The sequence below is a fragment of the Photobacterium phosphoreum genome (genome assembly GCF_002954725.1).
GTDB classification, from domain to species: Bacteria; Pseudomonadota; Gammaproteobacteria; order Enterobacterales; family Vibrionaceae; genus Photobacterium; species Photobacterium phosphoreum.
On record NZ_MSCQ01000002.1, the window covers coordinates 1,201,358 to 1,223,899 of the forward strand.

General features: G+C 36.4%; 25 protein-coding genes. 16 read left to right on the forward strand and 9 right to left on the reverse strand.

Annotated features, from left to right (window positions below; all coding sequences use genetic code 11):
• Positions 1 to 70: 70 nt before the first annotated feature.
• The 3 genes from BTO21_RS17190 to BTO21_RS17200 form a co-directional block, all read right to left on the reverse strand.
• Positions 71 to 2,050, reverse strand: coding sequence for a flavohemoglobin expression-modulating QEGLA motif protein (locus BTO21_RS17190; RefSeq protein WP_045029436.1), 1,980 nt, complete (start codon positions 2,048 to 2,050; stop codon positions 71 to 73).
• Entirely contained in the window at positions 2,037 to 3,062 is a 1,026-nt protein-coding gene (gene gshB, locus BTO21_RS17195; protein ID WP_045029438.1) for a glutathione synthase, read from the reverse strand. Before gshB ends, BTO21_RS17190 begins: the two co-directional genes overlap by 14 nt.
• 126 nt (positions 3,063 to 3,188) lie before the next feature.
• Positions 3,189 to 3,545 (reverse strand): MaoP family protein, encoded by a 357-nt coding sequence (locus tag BTO21_RS17200; protein ID WP_045029440.1) that lies wholly within the window; start codon positions 3,543 to 3,545, stop codon positions 3,189 to 3,191.
• A 221-nt stretch (positions 3,546 to 3,766) separates the two neighbouring features.
• Here BTO21_RS17200 and hdfR point away from each other — a divergent pair, with 221 nt between their 5' ends.
• Together hdfR and BTO21_RS20125 are read left to right on the forward strand one after the other, a co-directional pair.
• Positions 3,767 to 4,627, forward strand: coding sequence for an HTH-type transcriptional regulator HdfR (gene hdfR, locus BTO21_RS17205; protein ID WP_045029442.1), 861 nt, complete (start codon positions 3,767 to 3,769; stop codon positions 4,625 to 4,627).
• A gap of 226 nt (positions 4,628 to 4,853) precedes the next feature.
• Positions 4,854 to 5,018, forward strand: coding sequence for a hypothetical protein (locus BTO21_RS20125; RefSeq protein ID WP_170064528.1), 165 nt, complete (start codon positions 4,854 to 4,856; stop codon positions 5,016 to 5,018).
• 125 nt (positions 5,019 to 5,143) lie between these two features.
• On the opposite strand, the gene BTO21_RS17210 is transcribed toward BTO21_RS20125, so the two are convergent.
• On the reverse strand, positions 5,144 to 5,599 hold the full coding sequence (locus tag BTO21_RS17210) for a hypothetical protein (protein ID WP_045029444.1): 456 nt from the start codon (positions 5,597 to 5,599) through the stop codon (positions 5,144 to 5,146).
• 293 nt (positions 5,600 to 5,892) lie between these two features.
• Between BTO21_RS17210 and mrcB the strand changes: the two genes are divergently transcribed.
• Both mrcB and BTO21_RS17220 read left to right on the forward strand, forming a co-directional pair.
• Complete coding sequence (gene mrcB / locus BTO21_RS17215; protein WP_045029446.1) at positions 5,893 to 8,211, forward strand: penicillin-binding protein 1B; 2,319 nt, start codon at positions 5,893 to 5,895, stop codon at positions 8,209 to 8,211.
• 116 nt (positions 8,212 to 8,327) lie between these two features.
• Positions 8,328 to 8,873 (forward strand): NUDIX hydrolase, encoded by a 546-nt coding sequence (locus BTO21_RS17220; RefSeq protein ID WP_045029448.1) that lies wholly within the window; start codon positions 8,328 to 8,330, stop codon positions 8,871 to 8,873.
• 60 nt (positions 8,874 to 8,933) lie between these two features.
• On the opposite strand, the gene BTO21_RS17225 is transcribed toward BTO21_RS17220, so the two are convergent.
• Positions 8,934 to 9,350 (reverse strand): META domain-containing protein, encoded by a 417-nt coding sequence (locus BTO21_RS17225; RefSeq protein ID WP_045029449.1) that lies wholly within the window; start codon positions 9,348 to 9,350, stop codon positions 8,934 to 8,936.
• A gap of 342 nt (positions 9,351 to 9,692) precedes the next feature.
• Between BTO21_RS17225 and BTO21_RS17230 the strand changes: the two genes are divergently transcribed.
• The 4 genes from BTO21_RS17230 (at position 9,693) to BTO21_RS17245 (ending at position 11,625) form a co-directional block, all read left to right on the forward strand.
• Positions 9,693 to 9,911: a DUF3820 family protein gene (locus BTO21_RS17230; protein WP_045029451.1), complete on the forward strand. Its 219-nt coding sequence runs from the start codon at positions 9,693 to 9,695 to the stop codon at positions 9,909 to 9,911.
• Position 9,912: 1 nt separating this feature from the next.
• Positions 9,913 to 10,329 carry a leucine-rich repeat domain-containing protein gene (locus tag BTO21_RS17235; RefSeq protein WP_105026932.1) on the forward strand — a complete coding sequence of 139 codons (417 nt, stop codon included), beginning with the start codon at positions 9,913 to 9,915 and terminating at the stop codon, positions 10,327 to 10,329.
• A gap of 2 nt (positions 10,330 to 10,331) precedes the next feature.
• Positions 10,332 to 10,715, forward strand: a complete 384-nt coding sequence (gene gloA2 / locus BTO21_RS17240; RefSeq protein ID WP_045029452.1) for an SMU1112c/YaeR family gloxylase I-like metalloprotein — start codon at positions 10,332 to 10,334, stop codon at positions 10,713 to 10,715.
• Positions 10,716 to 10,839: 124 nt separating this feature from the next.
• Complete coding sequence (locus BTO21_RS17245) at positions 10,840 to 11,625, forward strand: ParA family protein (protein WP_045029454.1); 786 nt, start codon at positions 10,840 to 10,842, stop codon at positions 11,623 to 11,625.
• 54 nt (positions 11,626 to 11,679) lie between these two features.
• On the opposite strand, the gene BTO21_RS17250 is transcribed toward BTO21_RS17245, so the two are convergent.
• Positions 11,680 to 12,525, reverse strand: coding sequence for a mechanosensitive ion channel family protein (locus BTO21_RS17250; RefSeq protein WP_045029455.1), 846 nt, complete (start codon positions 12,523 to 12,525; stop codon positions 11,680 to 11,682).
• Positions 12,526 to 12,886: 361 nt separating this feature from the next.
• Between BTO21_RS17250 and BTO21_RS17255 the strand changes: the two genes are divergently transcribed.
• Positions 12,887 to 14,785, forward strand: a complete 1,899-nt coding sequence (locus BTO21_RS17255) for a DUF4832 domain-containing protein (RefSeq protein WP_105026933.1) — start codon at positions 12,887 to 12,889, stop codon at positions 14,783 to 14,785.
• A gap of 137 nt (positions 14,786 to 14,922) precedes the next feature.
• Complete coding sequence (locus BTO21_RS17260; protein WP_045029460.1) at positions 14,923 to 15,441, forward strand: rhodanese-like domain-containing protein; 519 nt, start codon at positions 14,923 to 14,925, stop codon at positions 15,439 to 15,441.
• Positions 15,442 to 15,527: 86 nt separating this feature from the next.
• Here BTO21_RS17260 and BTO21_RS17265 read toward each other — a convergent pair whose 3' ends face one another.
• Entirely contained in the window at positions 15,528 to 15,950 is a 423-nt protein-coding gene (locus BTO21_RS17265; protein WP_045029462.1) for a DUF3010 family protein, read from the reverse strand.
• A gap of 300 nt (positions 15,951 to 16,250) precedes the next feature.
• On the opposite strand from BTO21_RS17265, the gene BTO21_RS17270 reads away from it, so the two are divergent.
• A complete protein-coding gene (locus BTO21_RS17270) occupies positions 16,251 to 16,430 on the forward strand; it encodes a hypothetical protein (protein ID WP_045029463.1) in 180 nt (59 codons plus the stop codon).
• Between the two features lie 50 nt (positions 16,431 to 16,480).
• On the opposite strand, the gene BTO21_RS17275 is transcribed toward BTO21_RS17270, so the two are convergent.
• Together BTO21_RS17275 and BTO21_RS17280 are read right to left on the reverse strand one after the other, a co-directional pair.
• On the reverse strand, positions 16,481 to 16,831 hold the full coding sequence (locus BTO21_RS17275; RefSeq protein ID WP_045029465.1) for a hypothetical protein: 351 nt from the start codon (positions 16,829 to 16,831) through the stop codon (positions 16,481 to 16,483).
• 40 nt (positions 16,832 to 16,871) lie between these two features.
• Entirely contained in the window at positions 16,872 to 17,378 is a 507-nt protein-coding gene (locus BTO21_RS17280) for a M48 metallopeptidase family protein (protein ID WP_045029466.1), read from the reverse strand.
• A 139-nt stretch (positions 17,379 to 17,517) separates the two neighbouring features.
• On the opposite strand from BTO21_RS17280, the gene BTO21_RS17285 reads away from it, so the two are divergent.
• The 5 genes from BTO21_RS17285 (at position 17,518) to BTO21_RS17305 (ending at position 22,541) form a co-directional block, all read left to right on the forward strand.
• Entirely contained in the window at positions 17,518 to 17,964 is a 447-nt protein-coding gene (locus BTO21_RS17285; RefSeq protein WP_045029468.1) for a methyltransferase family protein, read from the forward strand.
• A gap of 119 nt (positions 17,965 to 18,083) precedes the next feature.
• Entirely contained in the window at positions 18,084 to 18,617 is a 534-nt protein-coding gene (mog, locus tag BTO21_RS17290) for a molybdopterin adenylyltransferase (RefSeq protein ID WP_045029470.1), read from the forward strand.
• Between the two features lie 355 nt (positions 18,618 to 18,972).
• Positions 18,973 to 19,251, forward strand: coding sequence for a hypothetical protein (locus BTO21_RS17295; protein ID WP_045029471.1), 279 nt, complete (start codon positions 18,973 to 18,975; stop codon positions 19,249 to 19,251).
• 566 nt (positions 19,252 to 19,817) lie between these two features.
• Positions 19,818 to 21,230: an undecaprenyl-phosphate glucose phosphotransferase gene (locus BTO21_RS17300; protein WP_045029473.1), complete on the forward strand. Its 1,413-nt coding sequence runs from the start codon at positions 19,818 to 19,820 to the stop codon at positions 21,228 to 21,230.
• Between the two features lie 3 nt (positions 21,231 to 21,233).
• Entirely contained in the window at positions 21,234 to 22,541 is a 1,308-nt protein-coding gene (locus BTO21_RS17305; RefSeq protein WP_045029475.1) for a porin family protein, read from the forward strand.
• Position 22,542 lies beyond the last annotated feature (1 nt).

The following is a 22,542-nucleotide window of genomic DNA, read 5'->3' on the forward strand; positions in this document are numbered from 1 at the left end:
AACCATTATGGTCGCTTTTTTTGTCTTTTTTATCAGTAACAATAAAAGATTATCGATTTATAACCAAAATCTAACGAATAGAGTTCAGCATAAAATCCATTACTGGATCAATCTTTGCTTCAATCGCAAGTGCTTTTGGCATAAAGCTTGGCGTTTTAAGAATACCGCGCTCAATTAACTCATCAAGTAATGGTTTAAATTCAAACCCTGTTTTACCAATGAATAATGAGGTTAGATCTTCCGTTTTATATGCCTGAATCGCATCTTTTAAGCCACGTAGATAGAGGAAGTCTTTAGTAAAACCACCGCCACGATACGCTCGAGCAGTAATGGTAAAGGCTTCGTCATCACAGACGTCATAATCATGACGCAAGCTATTAAAACAGTCGTTAAAGCTATCACCATTGACCATCATTTCGACTGCAACCACACGTAACGCCAATGTTTTTAGACGATGAAGTGGGAAGCTGCCAGATAAATGCTCACATAAAATCGCTAGACCTTCTTGAGTATGAGTATTACCCGGTAAGCCTAATTGCAATATTTTAAGTGGCTGTCGTTCAGCATTGACAGAGGTGACAAGGTGTACACCTAGTTCGTGGTGGATCAATGCATCTAGATCACCTTGGGTAAAGCGACTGTTTGGATTGACCTTAATAACCTTACCACTCACCATCGCGCGAGCAATTAACTGCTTTGATGATACCACTTTACACGGAATATTATATTCAGCCGCTGCTACTTTAAAAGCTTCTATTGCTTCTTTAGCACTGATGTTAGCGGGCTGTTGTTCTTTATATTCACACGCATGCAGAATAAATTTTGCATTGGCGATATCACGTTCATCTGGCTGACCATAGTAACGTAATGAGTTATATAAAAACTCGTCAGTACCAATACTGCAAAGTAAATCAATACGTACCGCTAACTGATCGATGACTTTTCGGTACATTTTTTGTACGTCAGCATCTCGGATCGTTTCAACAGGCAAGCGATAAAGCTGCTCACGGAACTTATACGGATCCAAATCCAGTTGACGATAAGTAAACTGTGGTTGGTAGCTGTATGGTTTACTTAAGAAGCGTTTTTTTTCTTGCTTTAAGTTAGTTGGATTTATATAGCTTAATGTATTGATACCTTTTGCTATTTTGTACAACTGACGATCAAGGTTAATCACTTCTTTCGAAAGGTTCGATGCTAAGACATCGCTACCAGTAAGCCCTTTGGCCTTGGTGCGCTTAGTGATAGTGAACGCTGCATGTTCAGTGATCACTGTCTTCATCGACTCTTTCAACTTTTCAATCACTAGAGGGTAGGCTTCACCGCCTTCTTCGTTCATGAAAATCTTTTTCACCTCAATGGGCATAATTAAGGTGTTTTTGAAGTGTTGTTTAATGAAAGCGGCTTGGTAGCCTAAACCTTTGAAAATATCATTCTCAAGCGCAATAACATCAATATTTGGCAATTCAACATTGTTAAGCCCGTCAAGCAAAACATCGATTTCTTTACGCCAACGACGACGGTTAACCTGCATTGTACCTACATTAAATGTCGGTGTTGCAGTATCAATACGTTGGTAGTTGTACGAATGAATATCGTAAATTAGGCACAAACCGAATTGCAGCTCTAAGGTCTCAACTAAGCACTGTAGAATGCGATAGTAACTTTGGTGTTTAGCCAAGGTTATTTCACGCTCAGCATCACTGAGAGGCGCTAGCCAAACCTTTTTACCCCATGCATCATCATAGATACAATTATCTGGCGCACGGTTAAGATCGTATTCATAACGCGAGTCTTCACCTTGCAATACAATCGGTAGTGAAGAAATGAAGTCTCCTGTAAACGGATCTTCTTCAAAATAACGCTCTTCTTCTGTTAGTGCACACTGTGATTGCAGTGATTGACGCAGTTGATGACCGTTATGGATTGCAGTGGCGATATAAGGCTGATATTCACTAATGCGAATCATCAAGCTACCATCGTCACGATGGGCCTCAAATGGCGTAAGACTACGGATTTTTTCTACAATTTCTAACTCAGTAAGCAGCATCTGCAATTACCTTCCGAAAATCATTTTTGCGTGTAATGCCAACTTCTTTTGCCATCACAACGCTTTCAACAAAATCGAGTACATCACGTTGCAATTTAACGCGATTTAGACGGTTAATACGGGTAATACCACCAGGGCTTAAAACGTTAACTTCAACTAATTTACCGTTAATAACGTCGAGGCCAACGAAGTACAGACCATCACGGACCAATTTAGGACCAATGTGTTTACATAAAGCAAGTTCTTGTTTAGTTAATACGTGCTTAACTTCGCGACCGCCGGCATGAATATTTGAGCGTACATCGCCTTCTGCTGGCACACGACGCATAGCACCAATAGGCTCACCATTAAGCAACATAATACGTACGTCACCTTCTTCTGCGCCTTCAATGTAGTCTTGCAGGATAACGTAGTTCTGATCATCACCAATGTAAAAATCTAAGAGTGATTTCACGCTCGATTTAGCGCTTTTTTCAATTAAGATAACACCCTTACCGCCGTAACCATTAAGTGGTTTTAGGATCATGCGTTCGTGAGGTGATTCATCAAGTACACGCTCAAGATATTCGCGGTTTTTAGAAACGTGAGTAACAGGGATAAATTCTTTGTTTGGATCAGGCAATGAAGCGGTATAAAGTTTATTATTTGCTACACGTAGACCGTCGATATCGTTAACGATAAACGTATGGTCACGCACTGAGTCAAGGAAGTTCAGTGCCATCGTGTCTAATGGCGGGTTAGCGCGCATAAAAATAACGTCAAAGCCCGCTAATGGTAGCTCGGCGTTATTAAATTCAGCTTTACGGTAGAAGCTTGGAATATTGTTTGAGACTTCACCTTTTTTTAATACGTTACAGAAAGCAATTGCCATACTGTCGCGCATGGTTAAGTTACTCGGTGTTGTAATGGCAACCGTGTGACCGCGGCTTGCGGCTTCGTGAATCAAACGTAAAGTAGAGTCGTTTTCTGCTTCAACGCGTTCCCACGGATACATAACAAAACAAATTTTCATAGCTATACCAAAAAGTGGCCTGCTAAATTGGAACGCAGGCTAATATAAGAAATAAGCCATCACACAGAGTGGGATGGCTTCATTTTGTTGGCGATTGTCTTGAAAATCCGTTTCTAAAAGTGTTGTCTAATAATCAAGGTCGTTATCAGTACCACTATCGCTATCATCATCATCACCGTATGAGCCTGTCGTATGAGCTCGTTGTGAAACACATAATGTATAACTACGTGTTTTATGACTGGTATGGTTTAGGTATTTAATCCAGCACTTTCCAAACTCAGACACCGCTTGTTGTTGACCTTGCACTTCAGCTAAAAACTGAATTTCTGAGTCATCAATCGGTTGGGTGGTGCCGTCAAAGAGCGCACGCATAGAACGTCCATAGTTTTCTAATACGCTGGTTTCACTAATAGTAAAAACCCCTGAGCGGTTAAAGCCGCGTGGGAAGTTTTTATCGTCGTAAAATTTACCTTCACTTCTCATTCATAAAGTCCTTGATGTGATTTGCGCTGATATTTATCCAGACTTGCAATGTTGTAAATCAATTATTTTTTATTGTTAAGATGAAAATATTTGATTAATATTCAGTGATAATAGATTGTACTATTTCGCAAGGTATGAACATTGAATCTATTCGCGATATAATGCCATATATATACAATTGTTTTTCTATTTAACCTACTCTTATTATTGAGAATTTTGCCGTGGATACTGAATTACTTAAAACATTCTTAGAAGTTACCAAAACTCGTCACTTTGGTCGTGCTGCTGATAACTTATATTTAACCCAATCAGCCGTCAGCTTCCGTATCCGCCAGCTTGAGTCACAATTAGGTAATCCGCTATTTTCTCGTCAACGTGGAAATGTGCACCTTACTGCTGCTGGTGAGCGTTTGCAGCCTTATGCTGAGGCTATTTTGCAAACTTGGGGACGGGCTAAACAAGATGTTGCTTTAACGGATAGTTTAAATACTCAATTGGCAATTGGTGCTTCACCTTTATTTTGGGAGTTTGACGGTATATCTGCTTGGATCAATCGTATTTATGCGACAGTACCTGGACTTGCGTTACGTTTAGAGTCAGTGAAACGAGAAGGAATGGCAAAACGATTGTTTGATAAAAGCATTGATTTGTTTATTACCAGTGAACCTCCCAAAATTGAAAATTTACATGTCCAAAAAGTGCGTGACTATCAATTACAGTTAGTGACTAACCAACCACACTGTGATGTGCATAGTGTGCGTGATATTCCACTTATTTATCTTGATTGGGGCACGCGATTCTCTGTTGAACACAGTCGTATACCGGAATTACAGCGTACACCTATATTGCATACGCATTCATGTAAAATGGCATTAGATTATATTTTGGAAAATGGTGGTGTCGGCTATTTCCCATCGCCAGTTGTTGCTAATAGCGCAGCATTAGGTGAATTGTATGTTGTTGAAGATGCTCCAATTATGGAACAGAGCCTATATTTAGTATGGCGTGAAGCGAGTGATAAAGAAGCATTGATAAATGCAATTGTCGATGTGCCATTCAAGAATGTGATCGAAAGCATTTAAGTTAAATTATTTATTATTACCAGTAAAATAACTTGTTGTACGGGAGCGAATTCCTGAATTAGTCTAAGAAAAAATGCTGCTAAGGTAAGAAACAATGAACCATGGACCGGATTGTCTGTCATGTTTTTTATATTAACTTAGCACTGTTTTGTCACAATAGAACATTACAATTGCCTGTGTTCTATTTTAATAATTATCTACTCTGGATGTAGGTCAGGAAACGTAAATGGCTAAGATAAACCAAAAATTTCACAAAGGTAGCAAATCAAAGTTAAATTCTGAGTTTGCAGATGACTTTCAGGATTTAGATCAGCAATCTCGTGGTAAGAAGAAACGTCGTGTAACACGTTCGCGTTTCGATAGTCCGGAGTACAGTGATTTCGATTATTAATAGTGATGTGTAATTCACGATAAAAGATCGGCAATTAAGCATTAAAAAAAGGCGTACCTAGAAGGGTACGCCTTTTTGTTATTAACACCGTATAGTACCAATAAATTTATAGTGCTAATGAATTATTATGATGGACTCTTTTGTTCGTTTAATGTCGCATAACGGTGCAGTAATTCTGTTAATACACTCACCCAACCAAAAGCATTATCAGGTGCGTTGGCTAAAATCTTCTCAACTTCTGCGCAATGTTGTTCTAATGTCACCGCTTCTTCTAATTGAAAAGAGATGGCATAAAAATGCCATAATAGTAAACGGATCATGCGTTCACTGTTTTGCTGCGCATTGTCAGAATCAGAAAATGCGACATTAACTTCCCCTAATGCAATCGCCGTCATTCGTAACATTGCATCAAACTGGGTTGATTTTAGACGTTCGTCGCTGTCAATTTCTTCTTGATCAAAGGTAAATATTTCCTGCATCACATCTTCTGGTACCATACGACCTATTACGCGAAGGCTAAATTCTTCTAATTCATGTCGAGGCATGGTTAAAAGGCAGTTTAAGGTATAATCACGTTGCATATAATTTCTCGCAGATACCACGACGCCGATCAGGATTGATCATTTGGCGAATTATCAAGGTGAGTATTTTGGAGTATTTGGGCACAAAAGGCTAATAAAACCCAAACTGATAGGTTGACGCAAGAATATCTGACAACGTGATGACAACCAGATTTGCATACTTAGGTATGTTAATTCTATTAATGTCAGTGTGTAGGCACTGATCTCATTTAGCGAATGCTTCACCAATTATACGTTGGTCTCCTGATAATCTCATCTATGGTGACGACGAACTTATTACATTGAACAGGCTTATGACGTCAAATAATCAACAATCACCCTCTCAAGCGCCTCAAATGAAGAAAAAACGTAGTGTTATTGTACGTGCCTTAATTGGTGCAACATTAATCGGTACTGCGGGTATGGCTTATTTAGGTTATGACTTAAACCAACAAATTAGTGCTAAATTTGCGGGTCAATTATGGCAACTACCGTCTGTTGTTTATGCGCGTGAGATGGCATTACAGCCAGGTGCACCGATAACTTATAATACCTTGGTGAATGAACTTAAAGTATTAGGGTATCAAAAAGTCGCGAAGCCTGATCAAAGTGGTGAATATGCCGCGAATGGTTGGAAAGTTGATTTTGTACGTCGCCCGTTTAATTTTAAAGAAGGGCCTGAAGGGGCTCGCCATGTGTCGGTATCGTTTAATAATAACAGCATAACGAGCATCATGGATTTAGACTCTAATAAAGAATTAGGCTTTTTGCATATTGATCCCAAGATGTTAGGGATGCTAGAAGCCCATTCAGACGAACAACGTATTTATTTGCCTGAAGATAAAATGCCTAAATTGTTAGTGGCAGGTTTAATCGATACTGAAGATCGCCATTTTTATGAACATGATGGGATTTCATTAGTCGGTATTGCACGCGCATTCATTGCCAATATTAAAGCTGGTCATACGGTTCAAGGTGGCAGTACGTTGACGCAGCAGCTTGCTAAAAATATGTTTTTAAGCAGCCAGCGTACATTCTGGCGTAAATTTAAAGAAGCTTACATGGCGATCATCATTGATACTCGCTATGGCAAACATGAAGTCCTTGATGCTTACATGAACCAAGTGTATCTGGCCCAGTTTGGTGGCTATGGTATTCATGGTTTTGCTTTAGCATCACGTTATTACTTTGACCGTCCATTATCAGAATTGCGGGTTGATCAATTAGCACTATTAATTGGAATGGTAAAAGGGCCGACTTATTACAACCCTTGGCGTCATCCTGAACGCGCTAAAGAACGTCGCAATATTGTGCTGAGTTTAATGAATAAAGACGGTGAAATTAGCGATGATGCTTATCAAGCTGCGATTAAATTACCGTTAGATATTCAGGTAAAAGGACAATTAGCAAAGCGTCAACCAGCTTACTTTGATCAAATTAAAACGGAACTTGAACAAAAAGCAGGGGCTGCTTTTGAAGCCGGTAAAGGATTACGTATTTTTACTTCCCTTGATCCTCAATCACAAAAGTTAGCAGAAGAGGCTGTTGCGAAAGTGATGCCTGAAGTGCAAAAACGGGCAGGTAAAGATTTACAAACCGCAGTGGTGATTGTCGATCGCACAACCGGTGAAATCCGTGCCATGATCGGTGGTGATAAACCGGGATTTGCAGGTTATAACCGCGCGATTAATGCTCAACGTCAAGTGGGATCAGTCATTAAGCCTGCGTTATATCTTTCTGCATTAGAAAATCCGGCTAGATTTAGCTTGGCAACTTCACTGAAAGATCAGCCGTTATCGATTAACATGCATGATGGTGCCGTATGGAGCCCACGAAACTACGATCGTAAATACCGTGGTGAAGTGCCGTTATTTGTTGCACTGGCTAAATCATACAATGTGCCGACGGTGAACTTAGGCATGGCGATAGGTGTTGATAAGGTAACCGATACGCTGACGAAGTTAGGTATTCCACGGGAGAGTATTCCCCAAGTACCTTCATTATTCCTTGGTTCAATTACCTTATCACCGTTAGATGTCGCACAAATGTATCAAGGTATTGGTAATGAAGGCTATTTAGCACCGTTAACTGCCTTGAATGCTGTGGTTGATGAAAATGGTAAGGTTCTGTACCAAAATTGGCCGAAAGCGGCTGAAGTTGTGCCACCGCAAGCAGCATGGCTAACGATGTTTGCATTGCAAGATACGGTTAAGTTTGGTACTGCCCATTCACTGAATAAACTATTCCCTAATACCCATTTAGCGGGTAAGACTGGTACCACAAATAATGGCCGTGATAGCTGGTATGTCGGTATCGATGGCCGTGAAGTGGTGACGGTTTGGATGGGGCGAGATGATAATAAGAGTACCCATTTAACTGGAGCTAGTGGTGCATTGCGTCTTTATACGGATTATATTCAACACCGTAAACCTGAGCCGCTATTGTTACGTCAACCGGCAAATATTGAAGCTGAAAATTATCAGATTGCCGCTGACGGTGAATATATTCCAAGTTGCACCGGCAAAACCCGAATGCCTATTTGGGACCCGCATGGTGATCTTAAACAGAATTGCCAAGCTGAAAAAGTGAAACATAAAGTTGAAGGTTTTTTCAATAAACTGTTTAATTGGTAGTTAGTGCTTACTACAAAAAAGCCTCCAGCTATGGAGGCTTTTTTTGTGGTGAGGTTCGTATTTTAAGTACTAATTCGGTAGGTTATTGGCTTGCAATATAGAAAGAGTAAATATTGATGCGTTTTTTAAAATCGTCAGTTCACACTGATTTAATCCACCTTGATCTTCAATCTCCAGCATTGACAATATATCATCGTCAAGCAACCCGTGCGATTGTACTTAATGGTGACAATATTTTGATGTTGTACACTGCACGTTACCATGACTATACCTTACCCGGCGGTGGTATTGATGCAGGGGAAGATCAGATCCAAGGGCTAATTCGAGAATTAGAAGAAGAAACGGGCGCGATGAATATTCATGATATTGAACCGTTTGGTCTATATGAAGAATATAGACCTTGGCATAAACCTGAACATGATATTGTCCACATGGAGTCATTTTGCTACGTGTGTAAAATTGATGCTCAATTAGGATCTACGCGGCTGGAGGATTATGAGCAGAAAAATGGAATGAAGCCTGTATGGATCAATATTTTTGATGCTATTGCTCATAACGAACAGACGATGTTACATTCAGACAAGAAAGGCATGTCCATTGAGCGAGAAACGTTTTTATTAAAGCGTATTGTCAGCGAATTATTAGCTATACCTGGTACGTAATGAATGGCCATAAAAAGAAAATCCACAATAATAACGTTATTATTGTGGATAATAATAACGTTATTTCTTTTCAGCGCGCTTAAATGTCACGGTATGGTTATCTGAACTTAAGATCAAAGTATTATTATTGACTAAAAATTTAGAAGGACCTGTTAGCATTTGTTTGACAAACCCATCAACAGTCGCTTGTTCATTTTGAATGCACATTTTTTGAGTTGATGCTAAATTTTTAGTGGTAAGATCTTGAGCGGTGATGCGTATTTTACCGGTTAACGTATTACAGCCAGAGTAGCTAACATTAAGGTTTTTATTAATCTGTAGTTGTGGCTTGATGGTTAAAGCATCTACTGGTTGGGTATAGCCATCGATAGCGCTAACTGTCCATGTATTAACAAGATCTGCTGTATTTTTAGGTGTGCCTGCACAGCCCGTTAATATTGTTGCAATAAATAGTGTTGTTAGTAGCGTTTTTTTCATGGATATTCTCTTAATCTTATGTATTAGGATGTACTGTAAGGTGTTGAGATTTAAGTTATCTTTTATGCTGGTAATCTGCATATAAACAGGGATACGAAAAAGGTTAATTGATTACCAATCATATCCGTTTGGTAGTAGTGAAAAAAACGGACGCCAAGTGTGACAAAGATCGCTAAAAATGTAAATGTTCACTTATTAAATAATAGGATATTAATTAAGTAAATTTCCTCATGGTATATATTATTTCATATAACAAATAATTATATCAATATATCGGCTCAAGGCGTGTCATTGTTTATGCAAAACGCCATATAAGTTATTAATCTCATTAGTGTGGTAGTTATGTTTCAAAAACAACATCTTATTCAATTAGCGAATATGAAAATGCCGTTTGGTAAATATGCTGGTCGTGTATTGATTGATTTACCCGATGAATATCTTCTGTGGTTTCAAAAGCAAGGTTTTCCAGAAGGGCAATTAGGCATATTAATGGCATTAGCACTTGAGTTTAAAATAGAAGGCTTAGAATCAGTGATCCGCCCATTGAGACAGGATCAGTAAGGTGGTAAAACGTAAACATCACTATTTATGGAAAACAGCCATGACGATTATGATTGGCTCAGGTCTGGTGGGGTGCGCACTATCACCTCAATTAAACGCATTAACGTTTATGGATCCTAATTTTCAGCGCTGCGTTGCTACACAGGGTAAACAAGATCTTCAGCAGATCACCACATTAGAATGTAGTCATTTTAAGATAAGAGATGCACGAGAGGTGCGCTATTTAACACATTTAAAAACATTAGATTTATCATCAAATCAATTAACGAATCTTGATGTTAGCCATAATCCGCTGCTAACGTATTTGAATTATGATGATACGCTGATTAATCATCTCGATATTAGTCGTAACCCTCACTTACTTGCCCCTTTTTATACTCTTGATGAGCCCAATGGCCCCACAATAATGGCAGAATAATAATGTTAAAAGCAATTCATCATGTCGCGATTATCTGCAGTAATTATACGCGCTCAAAAGCCTTTTACTCACAGTTATTACAATTAGAAATTGTGTGTGAAACTTATCGTGAAGATCGTGATTCATATAAATTAGATCTAAAATTACCAGATAATAGTCAAATAGAGTTATTTTCATTTAATGGTGCTCCGCAACGTCCGAGCTACCCTGAAGCACAAGGGTTACGCCATTTGGCTTTTGCGGTGGATGATATCGCAGCCATTGTGCGTTATCTAGAAGCTAACGGGGTAGTGGTTGAACCGATCCGTATTGATGAACTTACAAATAAAGCCTTTACTTTTTTTAATGATCCTGATGGCTTACCACTAGAGTTGTATCAAATTTAACAAACCGTAGTAACAAATAAAATACGGCGTATACAATATTAATTTTCATGATATCTTTAACTAACAACTATATGCGTGAGTGTGTATAGTTGTTGCTCGTTATTGGCGATCAAGGATGAAATAAATGCGTCGGATTATTTTCAATCAAAAAGGCGGTGTTGGTAAGTCAAGTATCACAGTCAATTTAGCCGCAATCAGCGCAGCTAAGGGCTATAAAACATTGGTGATAGATCTTGATGTACAAGGTAATAGCAGTGCCTATTTAGGGGTTGATATTAATCAGCCGAATGATAAAACTATTGCTGAACTCCTCAATCAAACCGCGTCTTGGTTTGCTGTATCGACCCCTGTACGTGATTACCCTCAGCCAACGGCTTATGATAACTTATTCATTATTCCATCGAGCCCGAAACTTGATAAGTTAGAAGTGGAACTTGAACGACGTTATAAAATTTATAAGCTACGGGACGTATTAGATTCTTTAGCGGAAGATTTTGATCGTATTTATATTGATACCCCTCCTAATTTAAACTTTTATACTAAATCGGGTTTAATTGCAGCCCATAAATTATTAATTCCTTTTGATTGTGATAATTTCTCTCAGCAGGCTCTAATTAAGGTAATGGATAATCTTGCCGAGTTACGTGATGATCATAATCGTGATTTAGTGTTAGAAGGTATTGTAGTGAATATGTTTAACGCGCAAGCAAAGTTTCCGCGTCAAATTATCGAAGAGATTAAAACGCTAGGCTTTCCTATTTTAGAACCGTATCTACCTCAATCAATAAAAATGAAAGAATCGCATTATCAACAATGTCCAATGCTCTACTTTGATCCTAAACATAAATTAACTCAGCAATTTATTGCATTGCATGATGGTATTGAAGCTGCCGTAACACTAGAGAATTAATCATACCGCGGAATAGAATTAATGGTAATTCGAGATTGAATTACCATTCACAGATTATGCTATTTTCGCGGGAAAGGCGCGTTCATATTCTTCCATGAAATCACGACGAATATCTTGTTCAAGGTGGGTTGCGCGTTCTGTTGGACAAAACAACATAAAATGAACGATTTGTTCACCAGTACTTGAACTACTAATATGGATATGAGGTTCTGAACCTGGAAGATCTAGCCCCGCATGCTTTTCTATCACGCTATTATAACGACGGGCAACGTCAATAAAGTCTTCGCTATGATGGTCAATTTTAGTAATTATCGTCGGAAGAAGAGGATATAGATTAACAAAGTCTCTTACGACGATAGAAAAGTTATGATAAACATAACGTTTCATGAAATTAAGATTTTTCACTGGATACGTGAAAAACATGCTGTTGGGTAAGGTGGCTGTTTTCCCTGTGTAATGATACTGCCCATGATGAAGATCTATTTCTTGAATCACTGTCGCCATCATATTGTGTTCAATCACTTCGCCACAAATTTTTCCAACTTCTATCCAATCACCAATACGAAATGATCGTGAACTTGCACGTTGTATTGAGCCAGTAAAGCACAGAATAATTTCTTTTGAGGCGACAACAATAGCAACAGCTATCGCTGTTAAAGAGAAAGCAAATTCACTTATTTCTGAGCGCCACAAGGCAAATACGATCACTAACATTAAAATAAAGGTGCCATTTTTGGTACGAGACATCCATTTACGCTGTGTTTCAGTAACAAAGAAATCATCACCACGAACTTGAGACAGTATAATGCGCCGAACAATAGTAATAACGGCAATGATTAATGCAGTGAAGAGCAGTTTGTGGGTTAATAAATAGGTGAATATTTCAGTGATTATATCCATGTATTCCTTTATATTGACGATATTAAGTTGTTAATATAACAAAAATTCCATATTTTTACTGCTTAATTTACTAATTATTTATACTTTATATATTAAATTTCTTTAATGCAATAAAGAGCTATTAGTATGTAAGATATATTTATTCTGGATAGATAATTATAGTCTTTATAAATATTTACACGACAATTAAGAAAATATGAATTAATTATAATTGTAATTTATAAAATTTTATTGTTGGTTTTTGTGAAACTTTCTATTTATATAAAATAACAAATATGAGCATGTGATATTTCTGTGTTATTAATATAATTAGTATTAAGTGCATTATTTTTTATTGGTTTCATTTATTAAGCGGTGTGTAATGAGCTCAACGTTACTTTCATTTCTAATTGCTTCATCTGTATTAAATCCGACTATGAATAACAATCATATACATACTTTAACGGATAATAATAACTTAGCAATAGTTATTCCTAAACAAAGCAACAAAATATTAACTAATCCTGGGATTGGATTTACTGAGTTGGAGCGAGTGGTTAGTAATGATCCAGAAAATCCTTTTTATGAGGGTCCGCCTGTAATATCGTATCCAGATACGAGTACGATGTATTATCGTTGGTACTGGGATCAATTAACAACGGCAACTGATCCCCAGCTAAATGAAAAGATGCTGGAAGATAAAATTGATAGTGTTTTAAAAATTGCAGCAGCGGTCAATAAAAAAGTTGTTATCCGATTTATGGCTCTGCGAGGTAAAAATGATCCTATTTATGATCCTGACGTGAATAAAGACAGTAGTGGGATTCCATGCTGGCTGGTACAAGAATTATATGGCCATGGGGTAAATGGTGGTAGTTGTCATTTGTCTGATTCAGAAGCTGTAAATATGTTTAAAAATCCATTATTTATTCATCGCATGCGGCAATTTCTTGATGTGTTAGGGAAGCGTTATGATCATAATAAGGCATTATTACGTATTGATATGGGTATGGTGGGAACATGGGGCGAATGGAATCTCTCAGGTTATGCTCCATCAACAAGTCAGAGTGTAGGTTTAACCGACAATGGCTACACACTACATGATTTAGAACCTTACATTGATGAGTTGTCTCATGCTTTTCCGCATACCCCAAAAACGATGCTAGGAACCAATAAAGGTGATTTTCTTAGTTATGCTACGACACGAGGTTTTGGTTGGCGAGTGGATTGTCTTGGTGATTGGGGGGAAGGTTGGAATGAAATGCAAAATGGTTATCCTGATTTAATTGCTCATGCTTCAGATATTAATACCAATATCGCGCCAGATTTTTTGTTTACTCAACGCTGGAAGAAGTCCGCAGTTGATTTTGAAATTTGTCAAGATTCCTTACAAGATTGGAGTCGTACGAGTAATCCATTACACCTTACGTATGATCAGGTTCAGAAAACCTTTAATTTTGCATTAGAAGAGCATGCATCATTAATTAATGCTAAATCTCATCCAATTCCTGAACAATATCAATCATTACTTAAAGGTTTTTTAAATAAATTAGGCTATAGATATCAACTTAATCAAGTAGATTATAGCCGTGAGGTTCCACAAGGTGGCACATTAACGATTAATAGTCAGTGGCAAAATTTAGGTGTCGCACCGAGTTATACTAATTATCCAGTAACATGGCGATTACGTACTACGGATGGCGATATAGTTGCTTATTATACATCGACTGCAAATATTAAAAATTGGTTACCAGCTAATCATTATGAAGATCAATCACCAATATATAAGATCTCTGATCATTTCCAGTTAAGCCCGCATATTGCGAAAGGACAATATTTTGTTGATGTTGGTTTAGTGGCTAAAAATACGCATATGGCTAAAGTATTATTAGCCAATGATACAAAAATGACGACAGATAAAGGGCTGCCTTATATATTGAATAACAACAGTGATGTTGATACACCGAGTAAAGGCAGCGATCATCACCAATATTCTGATAATAGTGGTCAATACGTACCCGATAACCGTGGCCAATACGTACCCGATAATAGTGGTCAGTATATACCGATGGATAATGGACAATACGCAGCAATAACATCAGATAAAATTAAAAATAATAATGATATTGCACCTTATCTTGATAATTATAGTTTGTATTCACATCACCAAATGAATAAAAAATCAGCCTTGTTTTATGTTAGTCAGCACAGTGATAAATATATAAAGCAACAAAATAATATTGGGCGTTGGCATGAAATTACCACTATTAATGTGATCTAAGTGTGATGGAGGAGGCGTTAAAATATTCTTACGATAGGGGATGATTGATGTTGATTATTAATATGTTTTATTTATATATATCACGCGTTAATATTAGCCAAATATAATCATTATTGAATATAATTAGGGATGTAATAATGCACATATTCACCGATCGTAAGCATATTATTATTGATACTCGCTCAGAGGAAGCGTTTATTAATCATCATATTGATGGCAGTGTCTTTGTTGGCTTTCACGGTACAGAGTTTAAATACTGGTTAGAATTATTATTACCAGATAAGAATATAGACATTGAAGTCATTACAGACGTTGTTTCTCGTCAACACATTCTTGATACCATCCATCAATTGGGTTATTCACACGCTACAATTATGACCGATGATGTAGAGTCTGAAGCGTTATCGACAATGCCATTGTTACCAAATAGTGATGATACACCCGTATTGGATGTTCGTGACTATAGTGAATCTGATGCGAAGGCTCATGTTGCTGATATTCTTCAAGTTAAATCTGGCGATGATAACCAGCAATATATTGTGCATTGTAATAAAGGTTATCGCTCATTAATTGCGGTTTCAGTCTTGAAATTATTAGGATTATGTAAGTTTATTCATGTGGATAACGGTGAGTTAGGACAACAAAAAATAAAATAGAGTGGTAAGTAATCTAAGTTTGTTGGATGAAAAAAAAGCCGAAGTATATAAAAATACGTCGGCTTTTTTATTATATATGTGCGTTATTAACGACCAAGAAACGCATAACCTGTTGTAAATGCTGATTCTTGGAATTGACGTAAACCTGTTGCACGGAAATCAATCGCCATCGGATTACGTTTTAATTTCTCTTTGATATCTGCATTAGACATAAAGTTAACATCTAGATCATCAATTAACTGGATAGCCGATTCAAGCTTAAAGCCGACAGAGCTTCCTGCAAATTTTCCGCGTGTTTCACGTGTACGGATCACTACTTTTTCTACTTTGTAGTCATCAAGTAGTTTTTTAAATGCAAATTGGAAATCTCTCATTTTTTGGTTATCAAGAGAATTATCCATAATGAACTTTTGAGTGCGACACTCTGGAATACCGATCATTCCACCTTCTAAAGTTAGTAGGCAAATAATGGCTTCGTTGCTACGTAGTTCAACTGAACAAATTTTCATGTCTATACCTGAATCCTAATATTTTGGTCGTTATTGTAGGCTAAAAAGCGATTAGCTGTTAGTGGTGAGATGTTTTTTTATCAATATTGTTGCGGAAACTTCAATCTGCGCTCTTATCGTCAGATTTTAATATAATGGACGTAAATTTGCGCCTGAAATTTCCTCAATTAATGCCATTGTGTGCATAATTATGGAGTAATAAAGCCAAAATAGGAAAAGAGATAAAAAAGATGTTCTGTTTTTGCTTTAGGGTAATTGAGTAACAATAATGAGGGATTTAATGTAATAAAAGAGAATATTATGAACAATGCATTATTTAGTCGTCAAAATACAACCATGCTCACTTTTTTTAAGCATCAGCTATTGGTTGCAAAAACCAACGATGAGTATGATGCTATTATAGCAATGATTCAGTTATGTAATTGGGATCCTAAGTATTTTCAACAAGATAAAGATTATGCTATCGATTATGAAAAATAGCTGTATGTTATAACGCTAACGACAAACTGCCGTTAGCGTTCTTAGTGTTGTTAGCCGCGTTTAACTGGCTTGTAGGCGCAACCTGCTGCTTGGTAGGTTTCTTTGTCAGTAATTTCAAATGTAGTGTAGAAGAACCAAGCAATAAAACGCATCATCTCATCGCCGTCATTCATTACCCACTCTGCAAACTCTTCAGGTTCACCTTGGTCATTTTCTTGACTAAATACATGGTAAATACGTTTTTCACCGTCAATCTCAGCTAAGCTAAAATGACCAATTAATGCAGCTGCTGCATCTGCAACTTCTGGCTCTTCATTGTTTGTTAGTGCCTCAAGGATTGCTGACACTGAATCAAGTTGTGCTAATTCTTTTACGAGTGTTTCAAATTCTTCTTGTTGCATGATGTTATCTCATTATTTCACTATGGTGAGTATAATAACCTTAATTGTAAATAGAACCAAAATGTTCAACTTGTGTTAGGTACATACGCATATCAAATTCGAGTTGATGGTATTGCGGTTCCATGTGACAGCAAAGTTGATAAAAGGCTTTGTTATGATCTTTTTCTTTTAAGTGTGCCAATTCGTGTACAACAATCATCCGTAAAAAAGGCAGTGGGGCCTCTTTAAAGATGGTAGCGATTCTGATTTCATGTTTGGCTTTGAGTTTATTGCCATGCACACGTGAAATAAATGTATGTAGACCCAATGCATGATTTATAACATTAATTTTATTGTCATAGCCAACTTTACTGATTGGCGCCGATTTTTTTAAATACTGATTTTTTAATTCAATAACATAATCATAAAGGGCTTTTTCTGTTTTAATGGTATGCGGTGCAGGGTAACGGTTAAGTAACAATGTTTTGAGTTGGTCTTTGTCAATTAATTGCTGAACTTGATCAACGAGGTGAGGAGGATAACCTTGAATATATTTGAGTTGTTGCATAACCGATATTACTCTTAACCAAAAGACTTATGCTATAAGTAGGTAACTATCGAGGCAACCTTATTCTTGGGTAAACTGAGATAAAATACTTGGAGCTTGATAACTAACATGACGTTCAATTATAGAAGGATAAGTCATTGTGTTTTTGAAAATTCCCCCACCTATCTTTGTTGTTATCGCATTACTTGCTATGTATGGATGTAAGTTGTTTTTGCCATTATGGCAATTTAAGACGCTTTGGATCATCACTATCCCATTAATTATCATTACGGTGACCATTGGTTTTTTATCCATATTAGCGTTAGCAAAAGCCGATACAACCATTAGTCCTTTTACACCAGAAAAAACAGCTCGACTCGTTACGCGAGGTATATATCAATATAGTCGTAACCCAATGTATCTTAGCTTATTATTATTGCTTATTACGGTAGTGTTTATCAGTGGAGAGTTATCCTCAGTTTTTGTGGTGATAACCTTTGTGTTAGTGGTTAATCACTATCAGATTAAGCCTGAAGAAAAAGCACTAATGTATCTGTTTGGTGATGAGTATCGTCACTATTGTCTACATGTCAGGCGTTGGTTATAGAGACTGATCTTATTTATGCCTTTACCATCTTGCTTATTTGCATACACTGTTTAGCAAATAATAATAAGATGACTGTTATTATGAGAGATAATATTAAGTTTAAATAAATGAGGCCATATATGAGTAAAGCAAAAATTGGTATCGTAACGGTGAGTGATCGCGCGAGTGCTGGTATTTATGAAGATATCTCAGGGCAAGCAATTATTGATACGCTGAATGATTATCTGACTTCTGAGTGGGAACCTGTTTATCAAGTTATTCCTGATGAACAAGATGTGATTGAGCATACGTTGATTGATCTGGCTGATAACCATAATTGTAGTTTAATTGTAACGACTGGCGGTACTGGTCCTGCAAAACGAGATGTCACGCCTGAAGCTACAGAAGCGGTATGTGATCGAATGATGCCTGGTTTTGGTGAGTTAATGCGTGCAGAATCGTTGAAATTTGTACCTACAGCCATTTTATCTCGTCAAACAGCTGGCCTTAGAGGCGATAGTTTAATTATTAACTTACCAGGAAAGCCTAAATCTATTCGTGAATGTTTAGATGCTGTTTTTCCGGCAGTACCGTACTGTATTGATTTGATGGATGGTCCATTCCTCGTTTGTGATGAGAATATAATTAAACCTTTCCGTCCAAAACAAAAGTAAAGATATAAAACGCTAAAGAGAGCGACATATTGATGTCGCTTTTTTTGTTGATCGCTATCAATTAAGCTCTTTATTTTTTTAAAAAATAATTTGAATCTAGATCACGGAAATAGATGATGATTATCATTAATAATACGATGTTCAATATTAAAAGGAGGATAAATTCTCCATAGAGAGTATTTTCTTATTTGTTTTCAATTGGTTATATTTTAGCGTCAATTTCCATTGGTTATTTATTGTTATAGATGTTGGTTTATTTATTTTCTTTGTGAATTGTTTTTTTTTGTTATTTGTAATATTCTCATGCGAAGTTTTACTGCTAGTTTCATATAAGTGCTACTGCGTGGGTTTGAATATGGATGTTAAAAAAAGCTGGGGTTTTATTTCTATCACTTTGGGTGTGATCTCTCTTTTATGGGGTATGGTTTCATTGAGTGGTATCATTGGTCAAGAGCATGTCTTTGCTGAGATGGGATCTTTTGTAACCATGACGGGATCTGATTTGTATAACAGTACTTACACTGAAAATATGTTGGCAGCGGAACGTCATAAAAATTTTATAGTGTTACTAACGGGTGTTGTAATGGCAATTATTGGCTCGTTATTAATGAGAATGCGTTTGTTTAAATTATAATTAATTTTTCAGTCATGGCTATTGTTTTATAGGCATGGCTGATACTTCCCAAGAATCATTTATATCGATTCATTTCTGCCATTTATTTGTTATCGCTGCCTACTATGTTGTGAGATAAAATAGCTATATAACAGTGAGTAACACTTGATGGTTTAAAGAAAAATCAGTGTTATTTTTCAGCTCACAAAGCCTATTAGTTGTCATTTCTTATTTCTTTTTGATATAAAAAAAGATAAAAATTGTCCATTTAAACAAATTTTTGTGTTTTTTTAATAAAACATTATTTAATTGTAACTGTAATTGTACAATGTTTTATTTTTATTGGTGATTTTCGTGTTATAACTGTATGTTTTTAAAAGGTATTCTGAATTCGTCAATTTATTGCTGTTTAAGTATTCTTTTTGTGCATTTATTTATGACAAAAGTGACAGAAACTTGACGGTCTGGCTGTTTTTTACAGTATAATCATATCGAAAGCGTGGATGTTTGAACGCGTAATTATTAGAAAACAATAGAGATGACATTACTCATTATAAAATTAGTAGTGCTAGAGGCTAGTTTAAGCTATGAAAAGACAAGCTATAAAAATAGCGGATGATGGTTATACTGTATTAATAAAAGCCAGTGATTTATTACTGCTCAATATTACATTAACATTTATTATTTCTTTACACAGTATTAGTGAAACCGCTGTTGGTTTGGCTGCAAGTTTTCTTTTTTCTGTCATTTTTTTATTGGTAGGAGAGTACAGTGGGCTTTATAAGAAATATGTCCGTCAGGATTACTATAATACGGTACTAAAAACGTTATTTACCTTTTTCTTGTCATTTTTAGTATGGCGGATTTTGTGCCAGCAGTTGAACACGTTTGAAGGTATTAATGGCTCGCATTTAAATCATGTCATTACTTGGCAATGGATTATTTTGTCTATCATTTCTGTGGTTGTTGTTAAGTTTTTAGTTATTTATGCTACCCGGGAGTTTTGGAAGCGAAGTCCTAATGTTAGACGAATAGCTATATTAGGAATGACTAAAGGTGGTATTGCAATTGAACAAGCATTAAGAAAAAACATTCGTTATCAGAAATTTGAAATATCTTATTTTGATGATCGTGATGAGAGTCGATTTGGTTATTTATCACAATCACCGCTCCATGGGAATATTGACCAATTAGTGCAGTTAGCTAAAAATGGTGAAATTGATGAAGTTTATATTGCGTTACCTATGGTAGCAAAAGATCGTATTCAGAAATTTTTGAAATTGTTATCAGATACGATTGTTGAAACTTATATTGTTCCTGATTTATATACTTATGATTTAAACGTAAGCCAGATTAGTACTATTGGTAATGTTCAAATATTTAGTGTATTTGGCTCTCCGTTTGAAGGAATGGGCGCAGTATTAAAGCGTATTGAAGATATTATTATCAGTAGTATCATTATCTTATTGATTTCACCAGTATTGGTTGCTGTTGCTATTGGTGTTAAACGCAGCTCTCCTGGCCCGGTGTTATTTAAACAAGATCGCTACGGTTTGGGCGGTAAAAAAATTCGGGTATGGAAATTCCGCTCTATGGGCGTAATGGAAAACGATACAGTGGTGACTCAAGCAACGAAGAATGATCCACGTGTAACAAAATTTGGTGCCTTTATTCGTCGTACATCATTGGATGAACTACCACAATTTTTTAATGTGCTACAAGGGAGTATGTCAATTGTAGGTCCTCGACCACATGCTGTTGCACATAATGAAGAATACCGAGTCCTTGTGAATAAATATATGTTACGTCATAAGGTTAAGCCTGGTATTACCGGCCTTGCGCAAATTAAAGGTTTTCGTGGTGAGACTGATACGTTAGATAAAATGGAAATGCGCATTAAGTATGACCTACAATATATTCAAAATTGGAGTCTGTCTAAAGACTTGAGTATTATTTTCCTTACGATCTTTAAAGGATTTGTCAGCGAGACAGCGTACTAAATTATGCATTTATTTAAGACAAAGAATGTTCATTTATTGCTGGTAGGTTGTGTTTGCGCAACCTACAGTTTTACAGCAAGTGCTGATAGTACTTTTCAAGACTCTAAGCATATAGATCCTTTTTTAGGTTTAGAATTTTCTTCATCAATCAATGCGGGCTATGGTTTTGATGATAACGTCTTGCATCAGCGCGATAGTAATATTATTAGTTCTGATTATTATGCGTTAAAACCGACTTTTAGTGTTGTTGGCCAGCGTAATACCAAAAATTTTGGTCTTTATTATTTAGGTGACTACCGAAATTACACTAATAACGTTGTAAAAAGTGATAGTTATGATGACCATCAATTTAATGGTGTGTTTAATTGGGAATTAGGTATTCGTCATCATTTATCTGTGACGGGAAGTTACAGTAAAAACCATGAAGCGTTAGGTACTGGCGTAACAAAAGGTTTTTTCTTTGATAACGATACATCAAAGCCTGATATAGCGACGTTTAATGCTTTTAATATTACGCATGATATTGGTCGAACCAATAAAAAAATAGATACTCAATATACCTATGGTGCCAAAGGGGCCAAGGGAAATATTATTGTTGATTTATCACAAGCCCGTACTAATTATAACATTCTAAATAGTTATCAATCGGCGTTTAAAAATTATTTAGAAAATGAAAATGTTACAGAAAACGATGTACGACTTATTTTTAGGCATCAATATACAGACAGAACACGTTTTGATTATACCTTGATGTATAAAGATTTTAATTACCTTGATCATGAACGTAATAATAATGAGTTGATTGGTGCTTTTTCTGTACTTAGTCAGTTAACAGGAAAGTCAAAAATAGAAGCAACAGTGTCTAAAGTGCAAAAGAAAATGCAAAGTACGAATTTTTCTGGTGTAAATTGGAATGTTTCTTATAAATGGCAACCTGTTGATTATTCAACAATAATGTTAAAAACTTTAAGTGAAGCAAAAGAACCAGATAATACTGGCGATTTTGTACAATCATTTCAAAATAGCATTAGTTGGAAGCATCAATTTTTAGGGCATATAACAAGTTTATTATCTTATAAACATACCTCTGATAAGTATCATATTCGAAAACGAACTGATCGATATGATGATGTAGCGTTGAGCTTACACTACTTATTTAGACCTAAAGTCGAGTTTATTTTCGATTATCAATATACATTATTTCATACTGATAATAGTGCTGATCCAGTGTTTATTGATGGAAATACTTATGAAAGACGATTAGGTTATGAGCAAAATCAATTTGGTTTATCAGTCAAAGTGGCGATTTAAA

What these genes read in the sequence shown, in the direction of transcription:
- BTO21_RS17190 (WP_045029436.1), bottom strand. Translation starts at nt 2,050, where the DNA reads ATGCTGCTTACTGAGTTAGAAATTGTAGAAAAAATCCGTAGTCTTACG.
- gshB (WP_045029438.1), bottom strand. Translation starts at nt 3,062, where the DNA reads ATGAAAATTTGTTTTGTTATGTATCCGTGGGAACGCGTTGAAGCAGAA.
- BTO21_RS17200 (WP_045029440.1), bottom strand. Translation starts at nt 3,545, where the DNA reads ATGAGAAGTGAAGGTAAATTTTACGACGATAAAAACTTCCCACGCGGC.
- BTO21_RS20125 (WP_170064528.1), top strand. Translation starts at nt 4,854, where the DNA reads ATGGCTAAGATAAACCAAAAATTTCACAAAGGTAGCAAATCAAAGTTA.
- BTO21_RS17210 (WP_045029444.1), bottom strand. Translation starts at nt 5,599, where the DNA reads ATGCAACGTGATTATACCTTAAACTGCCTTTTAACCATGCCTCGACAT.
- mrcB (WP_045029446.1), top strand. Translation starts at nt 5,893, where the DNA reads ATGACGTCAAATAATCAACAATCACCCTCTCAAGCGCCTCAAATGAAG.
- BTO21_RS17220 (WP_045029448.1), top strand. Translation starts at nt 8,328, where the DNA reads ATGCGTTTTTTAAAATCGTCAGTTCACACTGATTTAATCCACCTTGAT.
- BTO21_RS17225 (WP_045029449.1), bottom strand. Translation starts at nt 9,350, where the DNA reads ATGAAAAAAACGCTACTAACAACACTATTTATTGCAACAATATTAACG.
- BTO21_RS17230 (WP_045029451.1), top strand. Translation starts at nt 9,693, where the DNA reads ATGTTTCAAAAACAACATCTTATTCAATTAGCGAATATGAAAATGCCG.
- gloA2 (WP_045029452.1), top strand. Translation starts at nt 10,332, where the DNA reads ATGTTAAAAGCAATTCATCATGTCGCGATTATCTGCAGTAATTATACG.
- BTO21_RS17245 (WP_045029454.1), top strand. Translation starts at nt 10,840, where the DNA reads ATGCGTCGGATTATTTTCAATCAAAAAGGCGGTGTTGGTAAGTCAAGT.
- BTO21_RS17250 (WP_045029455.1), bottom strand. Translation starts at nt 12,525, where the DNA reads ATGGATATAATCACTGAAATATTCACCTATTTATTAACCCACAAACTG.
- BTO21_RS17255 (WP_105026933.1), top strand. Translation starts at nt 12,887, where the DNA reads ATGAGCTCAACGTTACTTTCATTTCTAATTGCTTCATCTGTATTAAAT.
- BTO21_RS17260 (WP_045029460.1), top strand. Translation starts at nt 14,923, where the DNA reads ATGCACATATTCACCGATCGTAAGCATATTATTATTGATACTCGCTCA.
- BTO21_RS17265 (WP_045029462.1), bottom strand. Translation starts at nt 15,950, where the DNA reads ATGAAAATTTGTTCAGTTGAACTACGTAGCAACGAAGCCATTATTTGC.
- BTO21_RS17270 (WP_045029463.1), top strand. Translation starts at nt 16,251, where the DNA reads ATGAACAATGCATTATTTAGTCGTCAAAATACAACCATGCTCACTTTT.
- BTO21_RS17275 (WP_045029465.1), bottom strand. Translation starts at nt 16,831, where the DNA reads ATGCAACAAGAAGAATTTGAAACACTCGTAAAAGAATTAGCACAACTT.
- BTO21_RS17280 (WP_045029466.1), bottom strand. Translation starts at nt 17,378, where the DNA reads ATGCAACAACTCAAATATATTCAAGGTTATCCTCCTCACCTCGTTGAT.
- mog (WP_045029470.1), top strand. Translation starts at nt 18,084, where the DNA reads ATGAGTAAAGCAAAAATTGGTATCGTAACGGTGAGTGATCGCGCGAGT.
- BTO21_RS17295 (WP_045029471.1), top strand. Translation starts at nt 18,973, where the DNA reads ATGGATGTTAAAAAAAGCTGGGGTTTTATTTCTATCACTTTGGGTGTG.
- BTO21_RS17300 (WP_045029473.1), top strand. Translation starts at nt 19,818, where the DNA reads ATGAAAAGACAAGCTATAAAAATAGCGGATGATGGTTATACTGTATTA.
- BTO21_RS17305 (WP_045029475.1), top strand. Translation starts at nt 21,234, where the DNA reads ATGCATTTATTTAAGACAAAGAATGTTCATTTATTGCTGGTAGGTTGT.